The 15102-nt window shown below is 51.9% G+C and carries 16 protein-coding genes; 7 read left to right on the top strand and 9 right to left on the bottom strand.

Features of this window, described 5'->3' with window-relative positions; translation table 11 throughout:
- Window positions 1-132: 132 nt before the first annotated feature.
- Genes fdnG through fdhE form a run of 4 tightly spaced genes read left to right on the top strand, consistent with a single transcriptional unit; the run spans window position 133 to window position 5656 of the window.
- The gene (fdnG, locus tag OGX96_RS10490) at window positions 133-3183 is read left to right on the top strand and encodes a formate dehydrogenase-N subunit alpha (RefSeq protein ID WP_100247862.1); all 3051 of its coding nucleotides are present in this window, start codon (window positions 133-135) and stop codon (window positions 3181-3183) included.
- A gap of 12 nt (window positions 3184-3195) precedes the next feature.
- Entirely contained in the window at window positions 3196-4098 is a 903-nt protein-coding gene (gene fdoH, locus OGX96_RS10485; RefSeq protein WP_003825273.1) for a formate dehydrogenase O subunit beta, read from the top strand.
- A complete protein-coding gene (gene fdoI, locus OGX96_RS10480; protein ID WP_003028686.1) occupies window positions 4095-4730 on the top strand; it encodes a formate dehydrogenase cytochrome b556 subunit in 636 nt (211 codons plus the stop codon). The genes fdoH and fdoI overlap by 4 nt, the downstream gene beginning before the upstream one ends.
- A complete protein-coding gene (gene fdhE, locus OGX96_RS10475; protein ID WP_003028685.1) occupies window positions 4727-5656 on the top strand; it encodes a formate dehydrogenase accessory protein FdhE in 930 nt (309 codons plus the stop codon). Before fdoI ends, fdhE begins: the two co-directional genes overlap by 4 nt.
- A gap of 36 nt (window positions 5657-5692) precedes the next feature.
- Here fdhE and OGX96_RS10470 read toward each other — a convergent pair whose 3' ends face one another.
- Window positions 5693-6067, bottom strand: coding sequence for a type II toxin-antitoxin system VapC family toxin (locus OGX96_RS10470; protein WP_020996118.1), 375 nt, complete (start codon window positions 6065-6067; stop codon window positions 5693-5695).
- Window positions 6067-6309, bottom strand: a complete 243-nt coding sequence (locus OGX96_RS10465; protein WP_020996119.1) for a ribbon-helix-helix domain-containing protein — start codon at window positions 6307-6309, stop codon at window positions 6067-6069. The genes OGX96_RS10470 and OGX96_RS10465 overlap by 1 nt, the downstream gene beginning before the upstream one ends.
- A gap of 205 nt (window positions 6310-6514) precedes the next feature.
- On the opposite strand from OGX96_RS10465, the gene OGX96_RS10460 reads away from it, so the two are divergent.
- From OGX96_RS10460 to OGX96_RS10450, 3 genes are all read left to right on the top strand, one after another.
- Window positions 6515-7444, top strand: coding sequence for an alpha/beta hydrolase (locus OGX96_RS10460; protein WP_286582967.1), 930 nt, complete (start codon window positions 6515-6517; stop codon window positions 7442-7444).
- An 84-nt stretch (window positions 7445-7528) separates the two neighbouring features.
- The gene (locus tag OGX96_RS10455) at window positions 7529-7840 is read left to right on the top strand and encodes a type II toxin-antitoxin system HigB family toxin (RefSeq protein WP_048215202.1); all 312 of its coding nucleotides are present in this window, start codon (window positions 7529-7531) and stop codon (window positions 7838-7840) included.
- Window positions 7837-8283, top strand: a complete 447-nt coding sequence (locus OGX96_RS10450; protein ID WP_048215203.1) for a helix-turn-helix domain-containing protein — start codon at window positions 7837-7839, stop codon at window positions 8281-8283. The genes OGX96_RS10455 and OGX96_RS10450 overlap by 4 nt, the downstream gene beginning before the upstream one ends.
- Before the next feature lie 17 nt (window positions 8284-8300).
- On the opposite strand, the gene fabY is transcribed toward OGX96_RS10450, so the two are convergent.
- The 7 genes from fabY to OGX96_RS10415 all read right to left on the bottom strand — a co-directional run bounded on the left by fabY (window position 8301) and on the right by OGX96_RS10415 (window position 15061).
- Complete coding sequence (gene fabY, locus OGX96_RS10445) at window positions 8301-9242, bottom strand: fatty acid biosynthesis protein FabY (RefSeq protein ID WP_003825286.1); 942 nt, start codon at window positions 9240-9242, stop codon at window positions 8301-8303.
- A gap of 44 nt (window positions 9243-9286) precedes the next feature.
- Complete coding sequence (dtd, locus tag OGX96_RS10440; protein WP_003825289.1) at window positions 9287-9724, bottom strand: D-aminoacyl-tRNA deacylase; 438 nt, start codon at window positions 9722-9724, stop codon at window positions 9287-9289.
- Window positions 9721-10593 carry a virulence factor BrkB family protein gene (locus tag OGX96_RS10435; protein WP_008786998.1) on the bottom strand — a complete coding sequence of 291 codons (873 nt, stop codon included), beginning with the start codon at window positions 10591-10593 and terminating at the stop codon, window positions 9721-9723. The genes dtd and OGX96_RS10435 overlap by 4 nt, the downstream gene beginning before the upstream one ends.
- Window positions 10587-11186 carry a glucose-1-phosphatase gene (gene yihX, locus OGX96_RS10430; protein WP_008786997.1) on the bottom strand — a complete coding sequence of 200 codons (600 nt, stop codon included), beginning with the start codon at window positions 11184-11186 and terminating at the stop codon, window positions 10587-10589. The genes OGX96_RS10435 and yihX overlap by 7 nt, the downstream gene beginning before the upstream one ends.
- A 90-nt stretch (window positions 11187-11276) precedes the next feature.
- Window positions 11277-12167, bottom strand: coding sequence for an aldose epimerase family protein (locus OGX96_RS10425; protein WP_286582965.1), 891 nt, complete (start codon window positions 12165-12167; stop codon window positions 11277-11279).
- 30 nt (window positions 12168-12197) lie between these two features.
- The gene (locus OGX96_RS10420) at window positions 12198-13523 is read right to left on the bottom strand and encodes an MFS transporter (RefSeq protein WP_020996120.1); all 1326 of its coding nucleotides are present in this window, start codon (window positions 13521-13523) and stop codon (window positions 12198-12200) included.
- Window positions 13524-13627: 104 nt separating this feature from the next.
- Window positions 13628-15061 carry an MFS transporter gene (locus tag OGX96_RS10415; protein WP_008786994.1) on the bottom strand — a complete coding sequence of 478 codons (1434 nt, stop codon included), beginning with the start codon at window positions 15059-15061 and terminating at the stop codon, window positions 13628-13630.
- Window positions 15062-15102 lie beyond the last annotated feature (41 nt).

Raw genomic sequence — 15102 nt, 5'->3', positions numbered from 1 at the left:
GGACGGAGGGAAATTCACCCAATTCTGGACCTTTGCGGTCCCGTCCGCAAAGAAAAATAACAACCACTTCCCTCGCGTTCGCGTTACAGAAAAGCGAAGGGAACGTGACAATGTCGAAACAAGGAGCGAACCATGCAGGTCAGCAGAAGGCAGTTCTTTAAGATCTGCGCTGGCGGTATGGCAGGCACCACGGCAGCGGCACTGGGCTTTGCACCCGGCGTAGCGCTCGCGGAAACACGGCAATATAAACTGCTGCGCACCCGCGAAACCCGTAACACCTGCACTTACTGTTCCGTTGGCTGTGGACTGTTAATGTACAGCCTCGGTGACGGCGCAAAAAACGCCAAAGCATCCATCTTCCATATCGAAGGGGACCCGGATCACCCGGTGAACCGTGGCGCGCTGTGCCCGAAAGGGGCAGGACTTGTGGACTTCATCCACTCCGAAAGCCGCCTGAAATTCCCGGAATATCGCGCACCAGGCTCAGATAAGTGGCAACAGATTAGCTGGGATGAGGCATTTGACCGCATCGCTAAGCTGATGAAAGAAGACCGCGACGCTAACTACGTTGCACAAAACGCTGAAGGCGTAACCGTTAACCGCTGGCTTTCCACCGGAATGCTGTGTGCTTCCGCTTCCAGTAACGAAACCGGCTATTTAACGCAAAAATTCTCCCGCGCGCTCGGTATGCTCGCGGTCGACAACCAGGCACGCGTCTGACACGGACCAACGGTAGCAAGTCTTGCTCCAACATTTGGTCGCGGTGCGATGACCAACCACTGGGTCGACATTAAAAACGCCAACCTCGTCGTGGTGATGGGCGGTAACGCCGCTGAAGCTCACCCGGTCGGATTCCGCTGGGCGATGGAAGCCAAAATTCACAACGGCGCGAAGCTGATTGTTATCGATCCACGCTTTACGCGAACCGCTGCGGTGGCTGATTTCTATGCGCCAATTCGTTCCGGTACTGACATTGCTTTCCTGTCAGGCGTTTTGCTGTACCTGCTGAACAACGAAAAATTCAACCGCGAATACACTGAGGCCTATACCAACGCCAGCCTGATCGTGCGTGAGGATTACGGTTTCGAAGATGGCCTGTTCACCGGCTACGACGCGGACAAACGCAAGTATGACAAAACCAGTTGGAACTACGAGCTGGATGAAAAAGGCTTCGCCAAACGCGACGTCACACTGCAACATCCTCGCTGCGTGTGGAACCTGCTGAAACAGCACGTCTCCCGCTACACGCCGGACGTCGTAGAAAACATCTGCGGTACGCCAAAGGCCGACTTCCTGAAGGTCTGTGAGTACATCGCAGAAACCAGCGCCAAAGATAAAACCGCGTCGTTCCTGTACGCCCTGGGCTGGACGCAACACTCCGTAGGTGCGCAGAACATCCGTACCATGGCGATGATCCAGTTGCTGCTTGGCAACATGGGGATGGCAGGCGGCGGTGTTAACGCCCTGCGCGGTCACTCCAACATTCAGGGCCTGACCGACTTAGGCCTGCTGTCACAAAGCCTGCCAGGCTATATGACGCTGCCAAGCGAGAAACAGACTGACCTGCAAACCTACCTTGCCGCCAACACGCCAAAACCGTTGCTGGAAGGTCAGGTGAACTACTGGGGCAACTACCCGAAATTCTTCGTTTCGATGATGAAAGCTTTCTTTGGCGATAAAGCGACAGCGGAAAACAGCTGGGGCTTCGACTGGCTGCCGAAGTGGGATAAAGGGTACGACGTCCTGCAATACTTCGAGATGATGAACCAGGGCAAAGTGAATGGCTATATCTGCCAGGGCTTTAACCCGGTCGCGTCATTCCCGAACAAAAACAAAGTTGTGGCTTCACTGTCCAAACTGAAGTTCCTGGTCACTATCGACCCGCTCAACACCGAGACCTCCACCTTCTGGCAGAACCACGGTGAGTCAAACGATGTTGATCCGTCGAAAATCCAGACCGAAGTATTCCGTCTGCCGTCCACCTGCTTCGCTGAAGAGAACGGTTCTATCGTTAACTCCGGTCGCTGGCTGCAGTGGCACTGGAAAGGCGCGGATGCCCCGGGGATTGCCGTTACCGATGGCGAAATCCTCGCCGGTATCTTCCTGCGTCTGCGCAAGATGTATGCCGAGCAAGGTGGCGCAAACCCGGAACAGGTGCTGAGCATGACCTGGAACTACTCCACCCCGCACGAACCGGCTTCGGAAGAAGTGGCGATGGAGAGCAACGGTAAAGCGCTGGCCGACATTACCGACCCGGCAACCGGTGCGGTTATCGTCAAGAAAGGCCAACAGCTTAGCTCGTTCGCCCAACTGCGTGACGACGGCACGACCTCCAGCGGCTGCTGGATTTTTGCCGGTAGCTGGACGCCGGAAGGCAACCAGATGGCACGTCGCGATAACGCCGACCCGTCAGGCCTTGGTAATACGCTGGGCTGGGCCTGGGCGTGGCCGCTTAACCGACGCATTCTGTATAACCGCGCCTCCGCTGATCCGCAGGGGAATCCGTGGGATCCAAAACGTCAGATCCTGAAATGGGATGGGGCGAAGTGGAGCGGGATGGATATTCCGGACTACAGTGCTGCCGCACCTGGCAGCAACGTAGGGCCGTTCATCATGCAGCCGGAAGGGATGGGACGCCTGTTTGCTATCGATAAGATGGCGGAAGGTCCGTTCCCGGAACACTACGAGCCGTTTGAAACACCGCTGGGGACTAACCCGCTGCACCCGAACGTTATCTCTAACCCTGCCGCGCGCATCTTTAAAGGTGACGAAGAAGCACTGGGTAAAGCAGATAAGTTCCCGTACGTCGGTACAACCTACCGTCTGACCGAGCACTTCCACTACTGGACCAAGCATGCGCTGCTGAATGCCATCGCTCAGCCGGAACAGTTTGTGGAAATTGGCGAGAAGCTGGCGAATAAGCTCGGTATCTCCCACGGCGATACCGTCAAAGTCTCCTCTAATCGCGGCTACATTAAGGCCAAGGCTGTGGTGACCAAACGTATTCGCACGCTGAAGGCTAACGGTAAAGATATCGACACTATCGGTATTCCGATTCACTGGGGCTACGAAGGTGTGGCGAAAAAAGGCTTTATCGCTAACACGTTAACGCCATTCGTCGGTGATGCGAACACGCAGACGCCGGAATTTAAGTCCTTCCTCGTGAACGTGGAAAAGGTGTAACGGAGACGACCTATGGCTTATCAATCGCAAGACATCATTCGTCGTTCCGCCACTAACGGTTTCACCCCCGCGCCTCAGGCGCGGGACCATCAGGAAGAAGTGGCGAAGCTTATCGACGTCACCACCTGTATCGGCTGTAAAGCGTGTCAGGTGGCGTGTTCTGAATGGAACGACATCCGTGATGAAGTGGGCAACAACGTTGGGGTGTACGACAACCCGGCCGATTTGACCGCCAAATCCTGGACGGTGATGCGCTTCTCGGAAGTGGAACAAAACGACAAACTGGAATGGCTTATCCGCAAGGATGGCTGTATGCACTGCGCCGATCCGGGCTGCCTGAAGGCGTGTCCGGCTGAAGGCGCAATCATTCAGTATGCCAACGGTATTGTCGACTTCCAGTCTGAGCAGTGTATCGGCTGTGGCTACTGCATCGCGGGCTGCCCGTTCGACGTGCCGCGCCTCAATCCGGAAGACAACCGCGTCTACAAATGTACGCTGTGCGTTGACCGTGTTGTGGTCGGGCAAGAACCGGCCTGCGTGAAAACCTGTCCAACCGGCGCCATTCATTTCGGCACCAAAGAGTCGATGAAAACCCTGGCAGGCGAGCGCGTGGCGGAGCTGAAAACGCGTGGTTACGAAAACGCGGGTCTGTACGATCCGGCGGGTGTTGGCGGTACGCACGTAATGTACGTATTGCACCATGCGGACAAACCGAATCTGTATCACGGCCTGCCGGAGAACCCGGAGATCAGCGCAACCGTTAAGTTCTGGAAAGGCATCTGGAAACCCCTCGCAGCCGTCGGCTTTGCAGCGACATTTGCGGCCAGCATCTTCCACTACGTCGGCGTAGGCCCGAACCGTGCGGAAGAAGAAGAAGACAATCTGCATGAAAAAGACGACGAGGTGCGCAAATGAAACGACGTGACACCATCGTGCGCTACACGGCGCCGGAACGCATCAACCACTGGATCACCGCCTTCTGCTTCATTCTGGCGGCGGTGAGCGGGATGGGCTTTCTCTTCCCGTCTTTTAACTGGCTGATGCACATCATGGGCACTCCACAACTGGCGCGAATTGTGCACCCGTTTGTCGGCGTGATCATGTTTGCCTCGTTTATCATCATGTTTTTCCGTTACTGGCACCACAATCTAATCAATCGGGATGATATCTTTTGGGCGAAGAATATTCGTAAGATTGTCGTCAACGAGGAAGTAGGTGACACGGGACGTTATAACTTCGGCCAGAAATGCGTATTCTGGGCGGCGATTATCTTCCTGGTCCTGTTGCTGGTGAGCGGAGTGGTCATCTGGCGTCCGTATTTTGCGCCTGCTTTCTCAATCCCGGTGATCCGATTCGCGTTAATGCTGCATTCATTTGCCGCAGTAGCGTTAATTGTGGTTATCATGGTGCACATTTACGCCGCCCTTTGGGTGAAAGGCACCATTACCGCGATGGTGGAAGGATGGGTTACCAGTTCATGGGCGAAGAAACATCACCCACGCTGGTACCGTGAAGTCCGCCAGAAACAGGAAAAGTCATCTGAATGAGTATTCGCATAATCCCGCAAGATGAGCTGGAGAAGAGCGAGAAACGCACGGCGGATATGATTCCGCCGTTATTATTCCCCAGACTCAAAAATTTGTATAACCGCCGCGCTGAGCGCCTGCGCGAGCTGGCCGAGAACAACCCGCTGGGCGACTACCTGCGCTTTGCCGCGCTGATTGCCCACGCGCAGGAAGTGGTGTTGTACGACCATCCGCTGCAGATGGATCTGACCGCTCGCATCAAAGAAGCGAACGATCAGGGCAAACCGCCGCTGGATATCCACGTCCTGCCGCGCGACAAGCACTGGCAAAAACTGCTGCAGTCGTTAATTGCTGAGCTGAAACCAGAAATGAGCGGTCCTGCGCTTGCCGTGATCGAAAATCTGGAAAAAGCCTCAGAACAGGAACTGGAGCTGATGGCCAGCGCGCTGTTTGCCTCTGATTTCGCCTCCGTCAGCAGCGATAAAGCACCGTTTATTTGGGCTGCCCTGTCGCTCTACTGGGCGCAGATGGCAAGCCTGATCCCCGGCAAAGCCCGTGCAGAATACGGCGAACAGCGTCAGTACTGCCCGGTGTGTGGTTCAATGCCGGTCTCCAGCATGGTGCAAATCGGTACCACTCAGGGGCTGCGCTATCTGCACTGCAACCTGTGCGAAACCGAGTGGCACGTGGTACGCGTGAAATGCAGCAACTGCGAGCAAAGCCGTGATTTGAACTACTGGTCGCTGGATAACGAACAGGCGGCAATTAAAGCTGAAAGCTGCGGCGACTGTGGGACTTACCTGAAGATTCTCTATCAGGAAAAGGACCCTAAAGTTGAAGCCGTGGCTGACGATCTCGCTTCACTGATGCTGGACGCGCACATGGAGCAAGAGGGCTTTGCCCGCAGCTCCATCAACCCGTTCCTGTTCCCAGGTGAAGGGGAGTAAGTACTCCGCACCACCGGGCGGCGTAAGTCGCCCGGGTTATAACGTATACGGCGTGACCACGCCTGATATGCCTGCAAAATCCTTGGTATTTCGCGTAACCAGTGTAAGACGATGAATCTGCGCAGTGGCCAAAATAATGGCATCCGGCAATTTCATCCCATGCTCCTGCCTGATACTCACGCTTCGTTCAGCAATATCCTGTGAAACGCCGATCACGTTAAAAGCGCCTAGCGCAACGCGAGTACGGGCTTCCTGATGGTATTTTTTTGCGCCCACCATCACCTCCATCCATGTAATGAGGCTGATTGCATTCTGCGGCGGCCATGTTTCTATCGCTAGTTTTGCTTCATTTCTACCGCTAAACAGATCGATGAGGATGTTGGTATCAAAAAGCGCTGATCCTTTGACCATTACCATTCCTCACGGAGTTTACGCTGGTATTCAACACCATCTTCCTCACAGCCTTGCCACAGCCCAAGAGCGCGTGAAATTGTTGTTTCAGCCTGATCCTGCCTCTCAAGATACTGTTCAACGGCCTCCCGTAAGAGTTCTGCTCGCGGCAGATTGCGCTGAACCTTGAGGTCATCAAGACGTTTAATCACCTCATCTGATAAATCGAGTAAAATTCTGCCCATATCCATCCCAACCATCATACTAACATATACCTTCAGTATATCATCGGCGATTAATTTCCACACAACATACACCTGAGAAAAGCGGGAAAGTAGCCTTCACACGAACGATTTTTACTTTTGCGAGCCACTTTCCAGAATCATAACCACCCCCATTTTTCCCATTTTCATTCTTAGTTATCCAGGTTATAACCCTGTATATCCATACAGATAAGAAGATGTGAAAATGGCACTGGAAAGCGGGATTGCACAGCTGGTTGAAGCATTTATCGTGGCGGGACGCCCTTCTTCGCGCGAGCAGAATATTGATGACCGGAGAGCAGGCTATATCGCCAGCACGGTCCTGGCCGGAGACACTGAAACCCGCGTACAAGTTGAAGATATTGAACTCGATGCCATGATGTTTCGCGTAGTTTCGCCGCGGGGCAGCACGGGAAATCTCCCCTGCGTTATCTATTATCACGGCGGCTGCTTTGTCAGCGGCGGATTTACCACTCATGATAACCAGCTAAGGCAACTCGCCTGGTACAGCGGCTGTCGGGTCATTGCGGTGCAGTATCGCCTCGCACCAGAGCACATCTTCCCGGCAGCACATAACGATGCTGAATCGGGGGCCAATATTATCTGGAAGTATGCCAAGAAACTGGGAGTAGACCGGGACAACATTACGCTGGCTGGCGATAGCGCTGGCGGGCATCTGGCGCTGGTCACCGCACTACGCCTGAAAGCTACCAGGCAATGGCAACCTGCGCAGCTTATGCTGATCTACCCGATGCTGGATGCAACCGCCAGCTTTGCGAGCTATGACCATAATGGACAGGATTACATTATCACCCGCGACACACTCCTGTCGGGCTACGAGATGTATATGCCGCAAACCGATCCATTGCATCCCGAAGCCAGCCAGCTCTGGCGCGAAGACTTCAACGGTTTACCGCCCACGCACATCATTACAGCTGAATTAGACCCACTGCGAGATGAAGGTGAGGCCCTGTATCAACGGTTCCAGGAGCAGGGCGTGGATTGCACCTGCCAACGCTATCTCGGTGTTATCCACGGATTTTTCCAGCTAGCAGGGGTGAGTCAGGCGGCACGAAGCGCAATGCGGGATGTTGCCTGGCGCGCCATAAATTCTACAGCAGTAAGACATGCTTAATTAATATAGTGTTTTCATCTTGTAAACTTAATTGCGTTGCGTTATTTTGTTTACAGGTTGAAAACCTTGTAATGGAACTACACCGTGCATGTTATCAGCCGAAAACCTTTTAACGAGGCAATGCTCATGTATCCAAATCATCAGCTTGCTCTCGCTGATTTACTGAATGTTTTGGAGAAAAAAACATTCATTCAGCCTGAAGAGATGAAGCAGTATATTCCTTCACTGGATAATTTTAAGTACAGAGATAAATGGTGGGTGATTGATGTTTCTGGTAACAGCCTAAGACTCATCTCCTACATAGATTTCAGGTCACATAAGATATTTGTCAAACATATCGTTTCCCATGCCGAATATGACAAACTGACAGCATATTATCGGGGTAATAAAGAATGAGAACGCATCGTCATATGGATGCAGCCAGCGCAAAAAAGATTGTTGATACCTTCAGCGATGCGGTAAAAACCATCCCACTGTTGGGGGAAGACCGAAATGACACTGAGTATCGCAGGGCACTTGCGCTAGTGGAGTATCTGGTCGACCACGACGATCTTGAAAACCCACTATTTGAATTGCTCTGTGCCCGAATCAGTAAATATGAAAAACATGCGCCGGAATTCAAAGCACTCAACCAACACCTGGAGAAAACACCCTCTGGCGTTTCAGTATTGCGTACGCTCATGGACCAATACAGTCTCAAAGCAGCAGACCTTGCCAACGAACTCGGTTCAAAATCGAACGTCAGCAACATCTTAAATGGTCGCAGAGCACTGACTGTAAGCCATATTAAAGCGCTTGCAGAACGCTTTAATCTTCCGGCAGACGCATTCATCGAGTAGAGAAGATACCCTCTGACCTACTCTTCCTCGTTCCCACCTTCTTCATATGCGCCAAAAGGTTTTGCGGGTAGCACAATGTAGGTGCCTTCGAACACCACGCCCGGCGTGTCGTCGCCAAATACCCCGACCTGCATCTGAACGCGCGCCTTACGACCTCTTGCCAGACGGTCCAGGTCTCCGCTCAGCGAGCCCAGATCGGCGATGGCTGTAGGTTTCCCGGTGATCGGCCTGCTGTACCGTATATGCGCGTCAGCAAGGATTATCGTCCCGCCGAGATGACGCTCGCGCAGCATTAGCCAGATTAGCCCCCAGCCCGTTAGCGTCGCCAGTGAAAACAGGCTCCCGGCAAACAGCGTATGGTGCGGGTTCTGATTGCCCGTCTCGGGCATCGTGGTGATAAATTTCTGCCCGGTATATTGCTGAATGCGCACACCCATTTTCTCGCTTAATGGAATATGTTCGTACCAGGCTTGCTGTAGTTGTCCGCACCAGTCCCCGCGATGGAGAATGTCGTCCAGCGTCGCGATGGGTTTAATCATCAAAAAGTGACGCACCGGCGTGGTTTGCGGCGTAGTGATTTCTCCCTGGCTCACAAACCCCAGTTTGGCAAAAAATTCGACCGCATCTTCACGGGCGCTACAGGTTACGCGTTTTACCCCTTCCTGACGCGCCACAGACTCCAGGGTCATCGCCATCAGCGTGCCCAACCCTTTCTCCTGCACGGAGGGGTCAACGGCCATAAAGCGTATGGAGGCTTCGTTATCCGCATTGATGTACAGACGTCCTACTGCGACCAGATTCCCCTCTTCGTCCACCACCATCTGGTGATGCGCCATCGCATCCCAGGCATCCCGTTCGGAGCCTTTAGGCTGGTGCAACGGTTTACGCAGCATCTCCCAGCGAAACTGGTAGTAACGCTCCAATTCTTCTTCTGTTTGCGGTACTCGAAGGTGATACATCGTCGTATTCTCTCTTGTTGTCCGCGGCCACACCGGTAGCTGGTTCATACTTGTAACCAGAACGTCACGGGGCCATCATTAACCAGTGAAACCTGCATATCCGCAGCGAATCGACCGGTTTGCGTATTCATTTCCTGTTGGCGGCAACGCTCAACAAAGTACTCATACAGCGCCTCTGCACGATCGGGCGCAGCCCCTTTTGAAAACCCCGGGCGCATGCCGCGTTCGGTATCTGCCGCCAGCGTGAACTGTGAAACCACCAGCACGCTGCCCCCTGACTGCTGCACGTTAAGGTTCATTTTGCCTTCGGCATCGCTAAAGATTCGATAGCCGAGTACGCGCTCGCACAGGCGGTTCGCTTTCTGTTCGTCATCATCCCTTTCGACACCTAACAGGACCAAAAGTCCTGGGCCAATTTCACCCGTCACCTCGCCCTCCACGGTGACGCTGGCACGGGTTACGCGCTGAATTAATGCAATCATGGTTGCTCTGCTTCTTCTTGTTCTGCGGCTTGTTTAAGTTTGCGGTATTCCCCGAGAGTGACAGTTATTTCCGCGCCTAGCAAGACGATACACCAGGTCCAGTATACCCAGACGAATAAAATGGGGATCACCGCCAGGACACCGTAAATGAGCTGATAAGACGGGAACATCGTGATATAGAGCGCAAATCCTTTCTTTCCGGTTTCGAACAACACAGCGGCCACAAAGGCGCCAATAACCGCATCACGGTTAGGTACACGTGTAGTCGGTACGATGCTGTAAAGCAGCCAGAAAGAGAGCCAGGAGAGCACCAGCGGGAAAATACGCAGGACGTTATCGATCACCGTATTGAGATCGCTGGCCCAGCGCAATGACAACAGATAAGAGCTGATCGCCAGACTAGCCCCCGCCAGCAGCGGCCCCAGCGTTAAAATCATCCAGTAAACGGCGAAAGAGTAAACTTTAGGGCGAGTACGCTTGCTGCGCCAGATAGTATTCAGCGCGTTATCAATGGAATACATCAGTAATAGCGCTGTCACAATCAGCCCACACGCCCCAACGGCCGTCATTTTGTTCGAGTTGGCAACGAACTGTTCGATATAACGTTGAATGACATCTCCCGTCGCCGGGATAAAGTTTGCGAAAATGAAATGACGTAGCTGGACGCTGACGTCAGAAAACATCGGAAATGCAGCGAAAAGCGCAAAAACTACGGCAATAAGCGGCACTAATGAGAGCAATGAGACATAGGCAAGATTCCCTGCCAGCGTCGTCATGTTGTCCTCATCAATCCGCTGCCATAGTAGCTTCAGCCAGGCCCGAACAGGACGCGTATGGTGCCTGGCTTGTTGCTGAACATTTTTTAGCATAGCAACTTCGCGAAATAGTCCGGAATGGTCGTTTTATCGACAACCTGGATGCTGGTAATCCCTAACCGATTAGCCCCTTCAATATTATCGGCGTTGTCGTCGAAAAATACCGCCTCATGCGCAGAAAAACCTTCAGACTGCAGGACATGCTGGTAAATCCGCGCTTCCGGTTTACGCATGCCAAGATCCTGGGAAAGGTAAATATGGTCAGCAGCCTGACGGATTTCGGGGTATTCGTCCGGCCAAAACGTCGTGTGCAGACGGTTAGTATTCGACAAGACGACCACCCGATGCCCCTGCTCACGCAGCTTTTGCATGATGTCGATGACTTCAGGACGCAAGGCAACAAAAACGGCCTGCCAGCCGTGGGAGAACTGCTCATAGCTTAGCGGTAGCGCCATGTCATGACATAGCGCTTCGGCAAAGGCTTCATCCGTTATTTCACCTCGCTCGTGCTGGTGAAAAGCCTCTCCCATGGTGAAACTTTGCTTTAACGAAGCCAGCGGTACACGGCTCAGATCGCTCCAAGTACCTAACACGCGATTGAAGTCGATATCGACAATCACATTACCCAAATCAAAGATATAGAGCATGCCCTTCTCCTTATTCGCCGTGGATGAATAACTGTAGCGGGAAAGGAGAAGTTTGACTATGAGTCCCTGTCGGGATTATTGGCTAAACCATCAGAATTCCTGTGTAAATTGCCAGCGCGACTCAATCACCAACGGAAGACCTGCACTGACAAACTGCGGTGTCCTATTTATCGCATTTGGCGCCTGAGTAAGCGGATTGACACATGTTGCGTCGGGCTGTTTGTCAAAAACGACCAGGCTTTGCGCACTCGATGTCATCGTCATACTCAGCTTACCTGGCCACTGTAATCTGACATTGAGACCATCATTAAAACCAAAGCAGTCATCCCACGGGCCTGATTGTGGGGGGATTTTATTACCTGTTGGTAACTCATTATTCCCGGCTTCTTCCTGCCAGTCGGCCTTAAAACATACCAGTAATTCATCTTCTTCATTCTGCTGGCCCAGTTGTTTTGCAAACCAAGGGTGCCATCCAGCAGATGCCGGAAAAGTTTCAGACATGGTGTGAATTTCAAGTCGCAGAATTAACGCATCGTCTTCAAGAGTCATCGTCTGCAGGACCTCTCCTTCCCAGGGCCAAGGAGCGCCCAGTGGCATGCGCAGTTTCAAGGTATCCGCTTTATGTTCGACAATTTCCCATGATGAATAACAGGCCATACCATGTAGAGCATGAGGCGGTTTGTTAGCAGGTAATACGTACTGTTTCTCCCCCACGGTCAATGTTGCATAGCCAAGGCGGCCTGCCCAAGGAACCATAGGAAAGCAGCCATACTGAAATGCTTTACGCTGTGGCTCCCATTGACGTAACACTTCAAAACCAAACGCCTGAAGCGAGGTGATTCTGGCACCATCGCGCGGAAAAATTTGCAGACGTAGATGTCCTTTTTCCAGAAAAATAGGTTGGCCGATCGGTCCCGGCCAGGCGGTATCAAAAGCACGTTGTAATGCTTGATAATGCTCAGTATTCAATTCGTTGTTCATGTTATTGCTCTCTGATATTTCGGTAAGAAGTTAAATGTTATTAGCGTCATTTTTATTGTCTGAATGTGGCTCGATAAGCCAGACGCAACTGAATGAAAGTATTGAGATAACAAACAGAAACAGTGCTACATACCACGGTTTCCCGCCTCCCAGCGCCAACAAGCTGGAGGCAATGAGCGGGCTTAACCCACCCAGAATTGCTGAGAACTGATAGGCAAAGGAAAGACCCGTATAGCGCACTCGTGTTCCGAACATACGGGTAAATAAGGTGGGCTGTACTGCAAACATCATCGTTGGCCCCAGGTTATAGCCAAGGATCATGCAGCACCAGATGATAAGTGTGCTTTTCGTATCCAGCAGCAGGAAGAATGGGAATGCAAAAAGGATGCAAAAACCAGCGCCAAATAAATACATCTTCCGTTGCCCAACGCGGTCAGAGATCCAACCAATTAATGGACAACACACAATGCCAATTGCTGAGGCGATTAGCATGCCGTTGAGTGGAATATCCCTTGATAATGCCAACTGGCTGGAAATATAAACAATACCAAAGGCATTAATGATGTTCGACGAAACGCTCTCCGCCAGCCTGGCCCCTAGCGCTAACAGAATATTCCGTGGATGCTTACGGAAAAGTTCAATCAACGGTGGTGCTGATTGTTCCTGTGAGACAGCCGTTTTTTGTTTTTTAAAATCCAGTGTTTCTTCAGTATGTAACCGTATAAACATCCCAACAATTAACATGATGGCAGATAGCCAAAAAGGGATACGCCATCCCCAGGCCAGAAACTCTTCCTGAGTCAGGAAGTGATTGCATAATGCAAACACCCCTGTCGCCAGCATTATCCCAACTGAGGCTGCCGTTTGTGGGAGCGAACCTAAAAACCCGCGCTTCGCCTCAGGCGCAGATTCAATAGTCATCAATGCAGCCCCGCCATATTCCCCACCCAGACCGAACCCCTGAACCAGGCGCAGAACCATCAATATAATCGGGGCCCAGATACCAATATCCTGGTATGTTGGAATGAAACCGATTAAAAACGTTGAGGAACCAACTATCGCTAACGTCCAAATCAACGTTATTTTGCGACCGACTTTATCGCCAAAGTGGCCAAAAACAATGCCTCCAAGCGGACGTGACAGAAAACCCACACCAAAGGTGGCGAATGCGGCGATTAAACCAATAAAAGGATCGCTATCAGGGAAAAACAGGGGAGCAAAGACTAGCCCTGCCGCCGTTCCGAAAATAAAAAAATCGTACCATTCCATCAACGCGCCAGCGAAACTGCCCATGACAACGCGTCTCATGGCTTTGCCGGATAGCTCTTTCCCTGGTACATGTTCTATTTCAGCCATAATTTTCCTCTCCGGGTCGGCGAGAAATCTGCGCAATAAAATCACTAAAAAAGCGGCGGATTTATACGAAAAAGCGCGTCGACATGTTGCGACGCGCTTGCTTGTTATTTATCCAACTCAGCCAGTACCTCAGCGTCTTCAGCGTCAACGTTTGCACCAAGTGGTTCCCACTTAATCAACACGCATGTCAGGAAGCCGAGAAAAGGAACAATTGCCAGCCAATAGAACGCTTCTGTCTTTAATGCACCCCACAACATAGGCCAGAAAATAAGTCCGGCAATCGCCCCAGTACGCATAATTGCACGAGCAAATCCTACGCCTGTCGGGCGAATAGATGGCGGATAAGAAAGTGTGGCAATGGTCATTCCCAGGCCGCCCGGGCCCGCTGAATGGAAGAAAATGATTGCGCCCAACAAACCTAAAGAAAGCCATGGGTTGGTGGTTGCTAATGCACCTAAAGCCAGTAATGCAACCGTTACGACGGCGAAACCATACATCGACTGAAGGCGAGTTCCCAAACGCTGGAGGATAAGAGAACCAATCAATCCACCTGTAATGCCACACAGGGCATTCACTACCGCAGAACCGCTAAGAGCCCCGGTTAATCCACCGCTCAGTATTCCCGCCAAAGTCAGCGGTAAATAAACACCCACGGCGTTATATTGCCAGGCTTGCATCGTCGCCACAACGCAGCCGAGAATAGTGCGTTTGCGATAACGTGAGTTAAATAAAATCCCATAGCCGCCATGAAACTTACTTTCTGTTTTTTCAGCAGAAAAATCATCGTTTTTTGGTTTGGCAGCAACGCGAGCATGAACACCATAGCGTTTAGCCAGAATATCGCAGGCTTTATCATAACGTCCGACTCGTGCGGCCCACATTGCAGACTCACCGATGAAGAAATAACGCAGAATCATGATAATGACGGCAAAAATAGCACCAATGAAAATACCATAGCGCCATAATTGCTCTTCCGCGATACCCGACAACAACAGTGGAAGCAGCACAAGATAGACGACCGTAGTTGATACATACCAGGCCATTTGCCAAAGGTTAACCGACGAACCGGTTTTCTTAGATGTTGAGCCGCGTAGCTCTGCCACCGCATTTGTTGCCAGCGGGAAATCAATACCCAAGCCAAATCCCATGATTACGCGACACACCAGCACCCACCAGATGTTCGGGGCTATCGCGACAGCTGCGGCACCTATTGTGCACAGGCCCATTCCGATGATAAATGCACGCTTTTGACCAAAGCGGTTAATCACACGGTTCGCCAGTAATCCACCAATCAGGGCGGCGACTAAAACAGAGGCGTTAACCGTCGCCGCCAGCCCCGGCGAAATACCAAATTGCAATGCGATATATTTATTACCAAAACCCACCATCGCCGCCTGATAGGCATCAATTAGAATGCCACCAAGAGCGATAAAAATGACGCCAACACTGGTGTTTACTGCTGAATGTTTATTAACAATATCAATCACGTCCTGGGGACGACCGATCGAGTAAGGTGTAGGACTGGTGATGTGACTCATCGCAGCATCCTTTTTCATTGTTGTAGGATGGCGCTACCCTT

The sequence above is a fragment of the Citrobacter sp. Cpo100 genome (assembly GCF_030332595.1).
GTDB classification, from domain to species: domain Bacteria; phylum Pseudomonadota; class Gammaproteobacteria; order Enterobacterales; family Enterobacteriaceae; genus Citrobacter; species Citrobacter portucalensis.
The sequence above is the reverse complement of the archived record's forward strand: the minus strand, read 5'-3'. Positions and strand labels throughout refer to the sequence as shown.

What these genes read in the sequence shown, in the direction of transcription:
- OGX96_RS10425 (WP_286582965.1), bottom strand. Translation starts at nt 12,167, where the DNA reads ATGAACAACGAATTGAATACTGAGCATTATCAAGCATTACAACGTGCT.
- fdoI (WP_003028686.1), top strand. Translation starts at nt 4,095, where the DNA reads ATGAAACGACGTGACACCATCGTGCGCTACACGGCGCCGGAACGCATC.
- fabY (WP_003825286.1), bottom strand. Translation starts at nt 9,242, where the DNA reads ATGTATCACCTTCGAGTACCGCAAACAGAAGAAGAATTGGAGCGTTAC.
- fdoH (WP_003825273.1), top strand. Translation starts at nt 3,196, where the DNA reads ATGGCTTATCAATCGCAAGACATCATTCGTCGTTCCGCCACTAACGGT.
- OGX96_RS10450 (WP_048215203.1), top strand. Translation starts at nt 7,837, where the DNA reads ATGAGAACGCATCGTCATATGGATGCAGCCAGCGCAAAAAAGATTGTT.
- dtd (WP_003825289.1), bottom strand. Translation starts at nt 9,724, where the DNA reads ATGATTGCATTAATTCAGCGCGTAACCCGTGCCAGCGTCACCGTGGAG.
- yihX (WP_008786997.1), bottom strand. Translation starts at nt 11,186, where the DNA reads ATGCTCTATATCTTTGATTTGGGTAATGTGATTGTCGATATCGACTTC.
- OGX96_RS10420 (WP_020996120.1), bottom strand. Translation starts at nt 13,523, where the DNA reads ATGGCTGAAATAGAACATGTACCAGGGAAAGAGCTATCCGGCAAAGCC.
- OGX96_RS10470 (WP_020996118.1), bottom strand. Translation starts at nt 6,067, where the DNA reads ATGGTCAAAGGATCAGCGCTTTTTGATACCAACATCCTCATCGATCTG.
- OGX96_RS10415 (WP_008786994.1), bottom strand. Translation starts at nt 15,061, where the DNA reads ATGAGTCACATCACCAGTCCTACACCTTACTCGATCGGTCGTCCCCAG.
- fdhE (WP_003028685.1), top strand. Translation starts at nt 4,727, where the DNA reads ATGAGTATTCGCATAATCCCGCAAGATGAGCTGGAGAAGAGCGAGAAA.
- OGX96_RS10460 (WP_286582967.1), top strand. Translation starts at nt 6,515, where the DNA reads ATGGCACTGGAAAGCGGGATTGCACAGCTGGTTGAAGCATTTATCGTG.
- OGX96_RS10435 (WP_008786998.1), bottom strand. Translation starts at nt 10,593, where the DNA reads ATGCTAAAAAATGTTCAGCAACAAGCCAGGCACCATACGCGTCCTGTT.
- OGX96_RS10465 (WP_020996119.1), bottom strand. Translation starts at nt 6,309, where the DNA reads ATGATGGTTGGGATGGATATGGGCAGAATTTTACTCGATTTATCAGAT.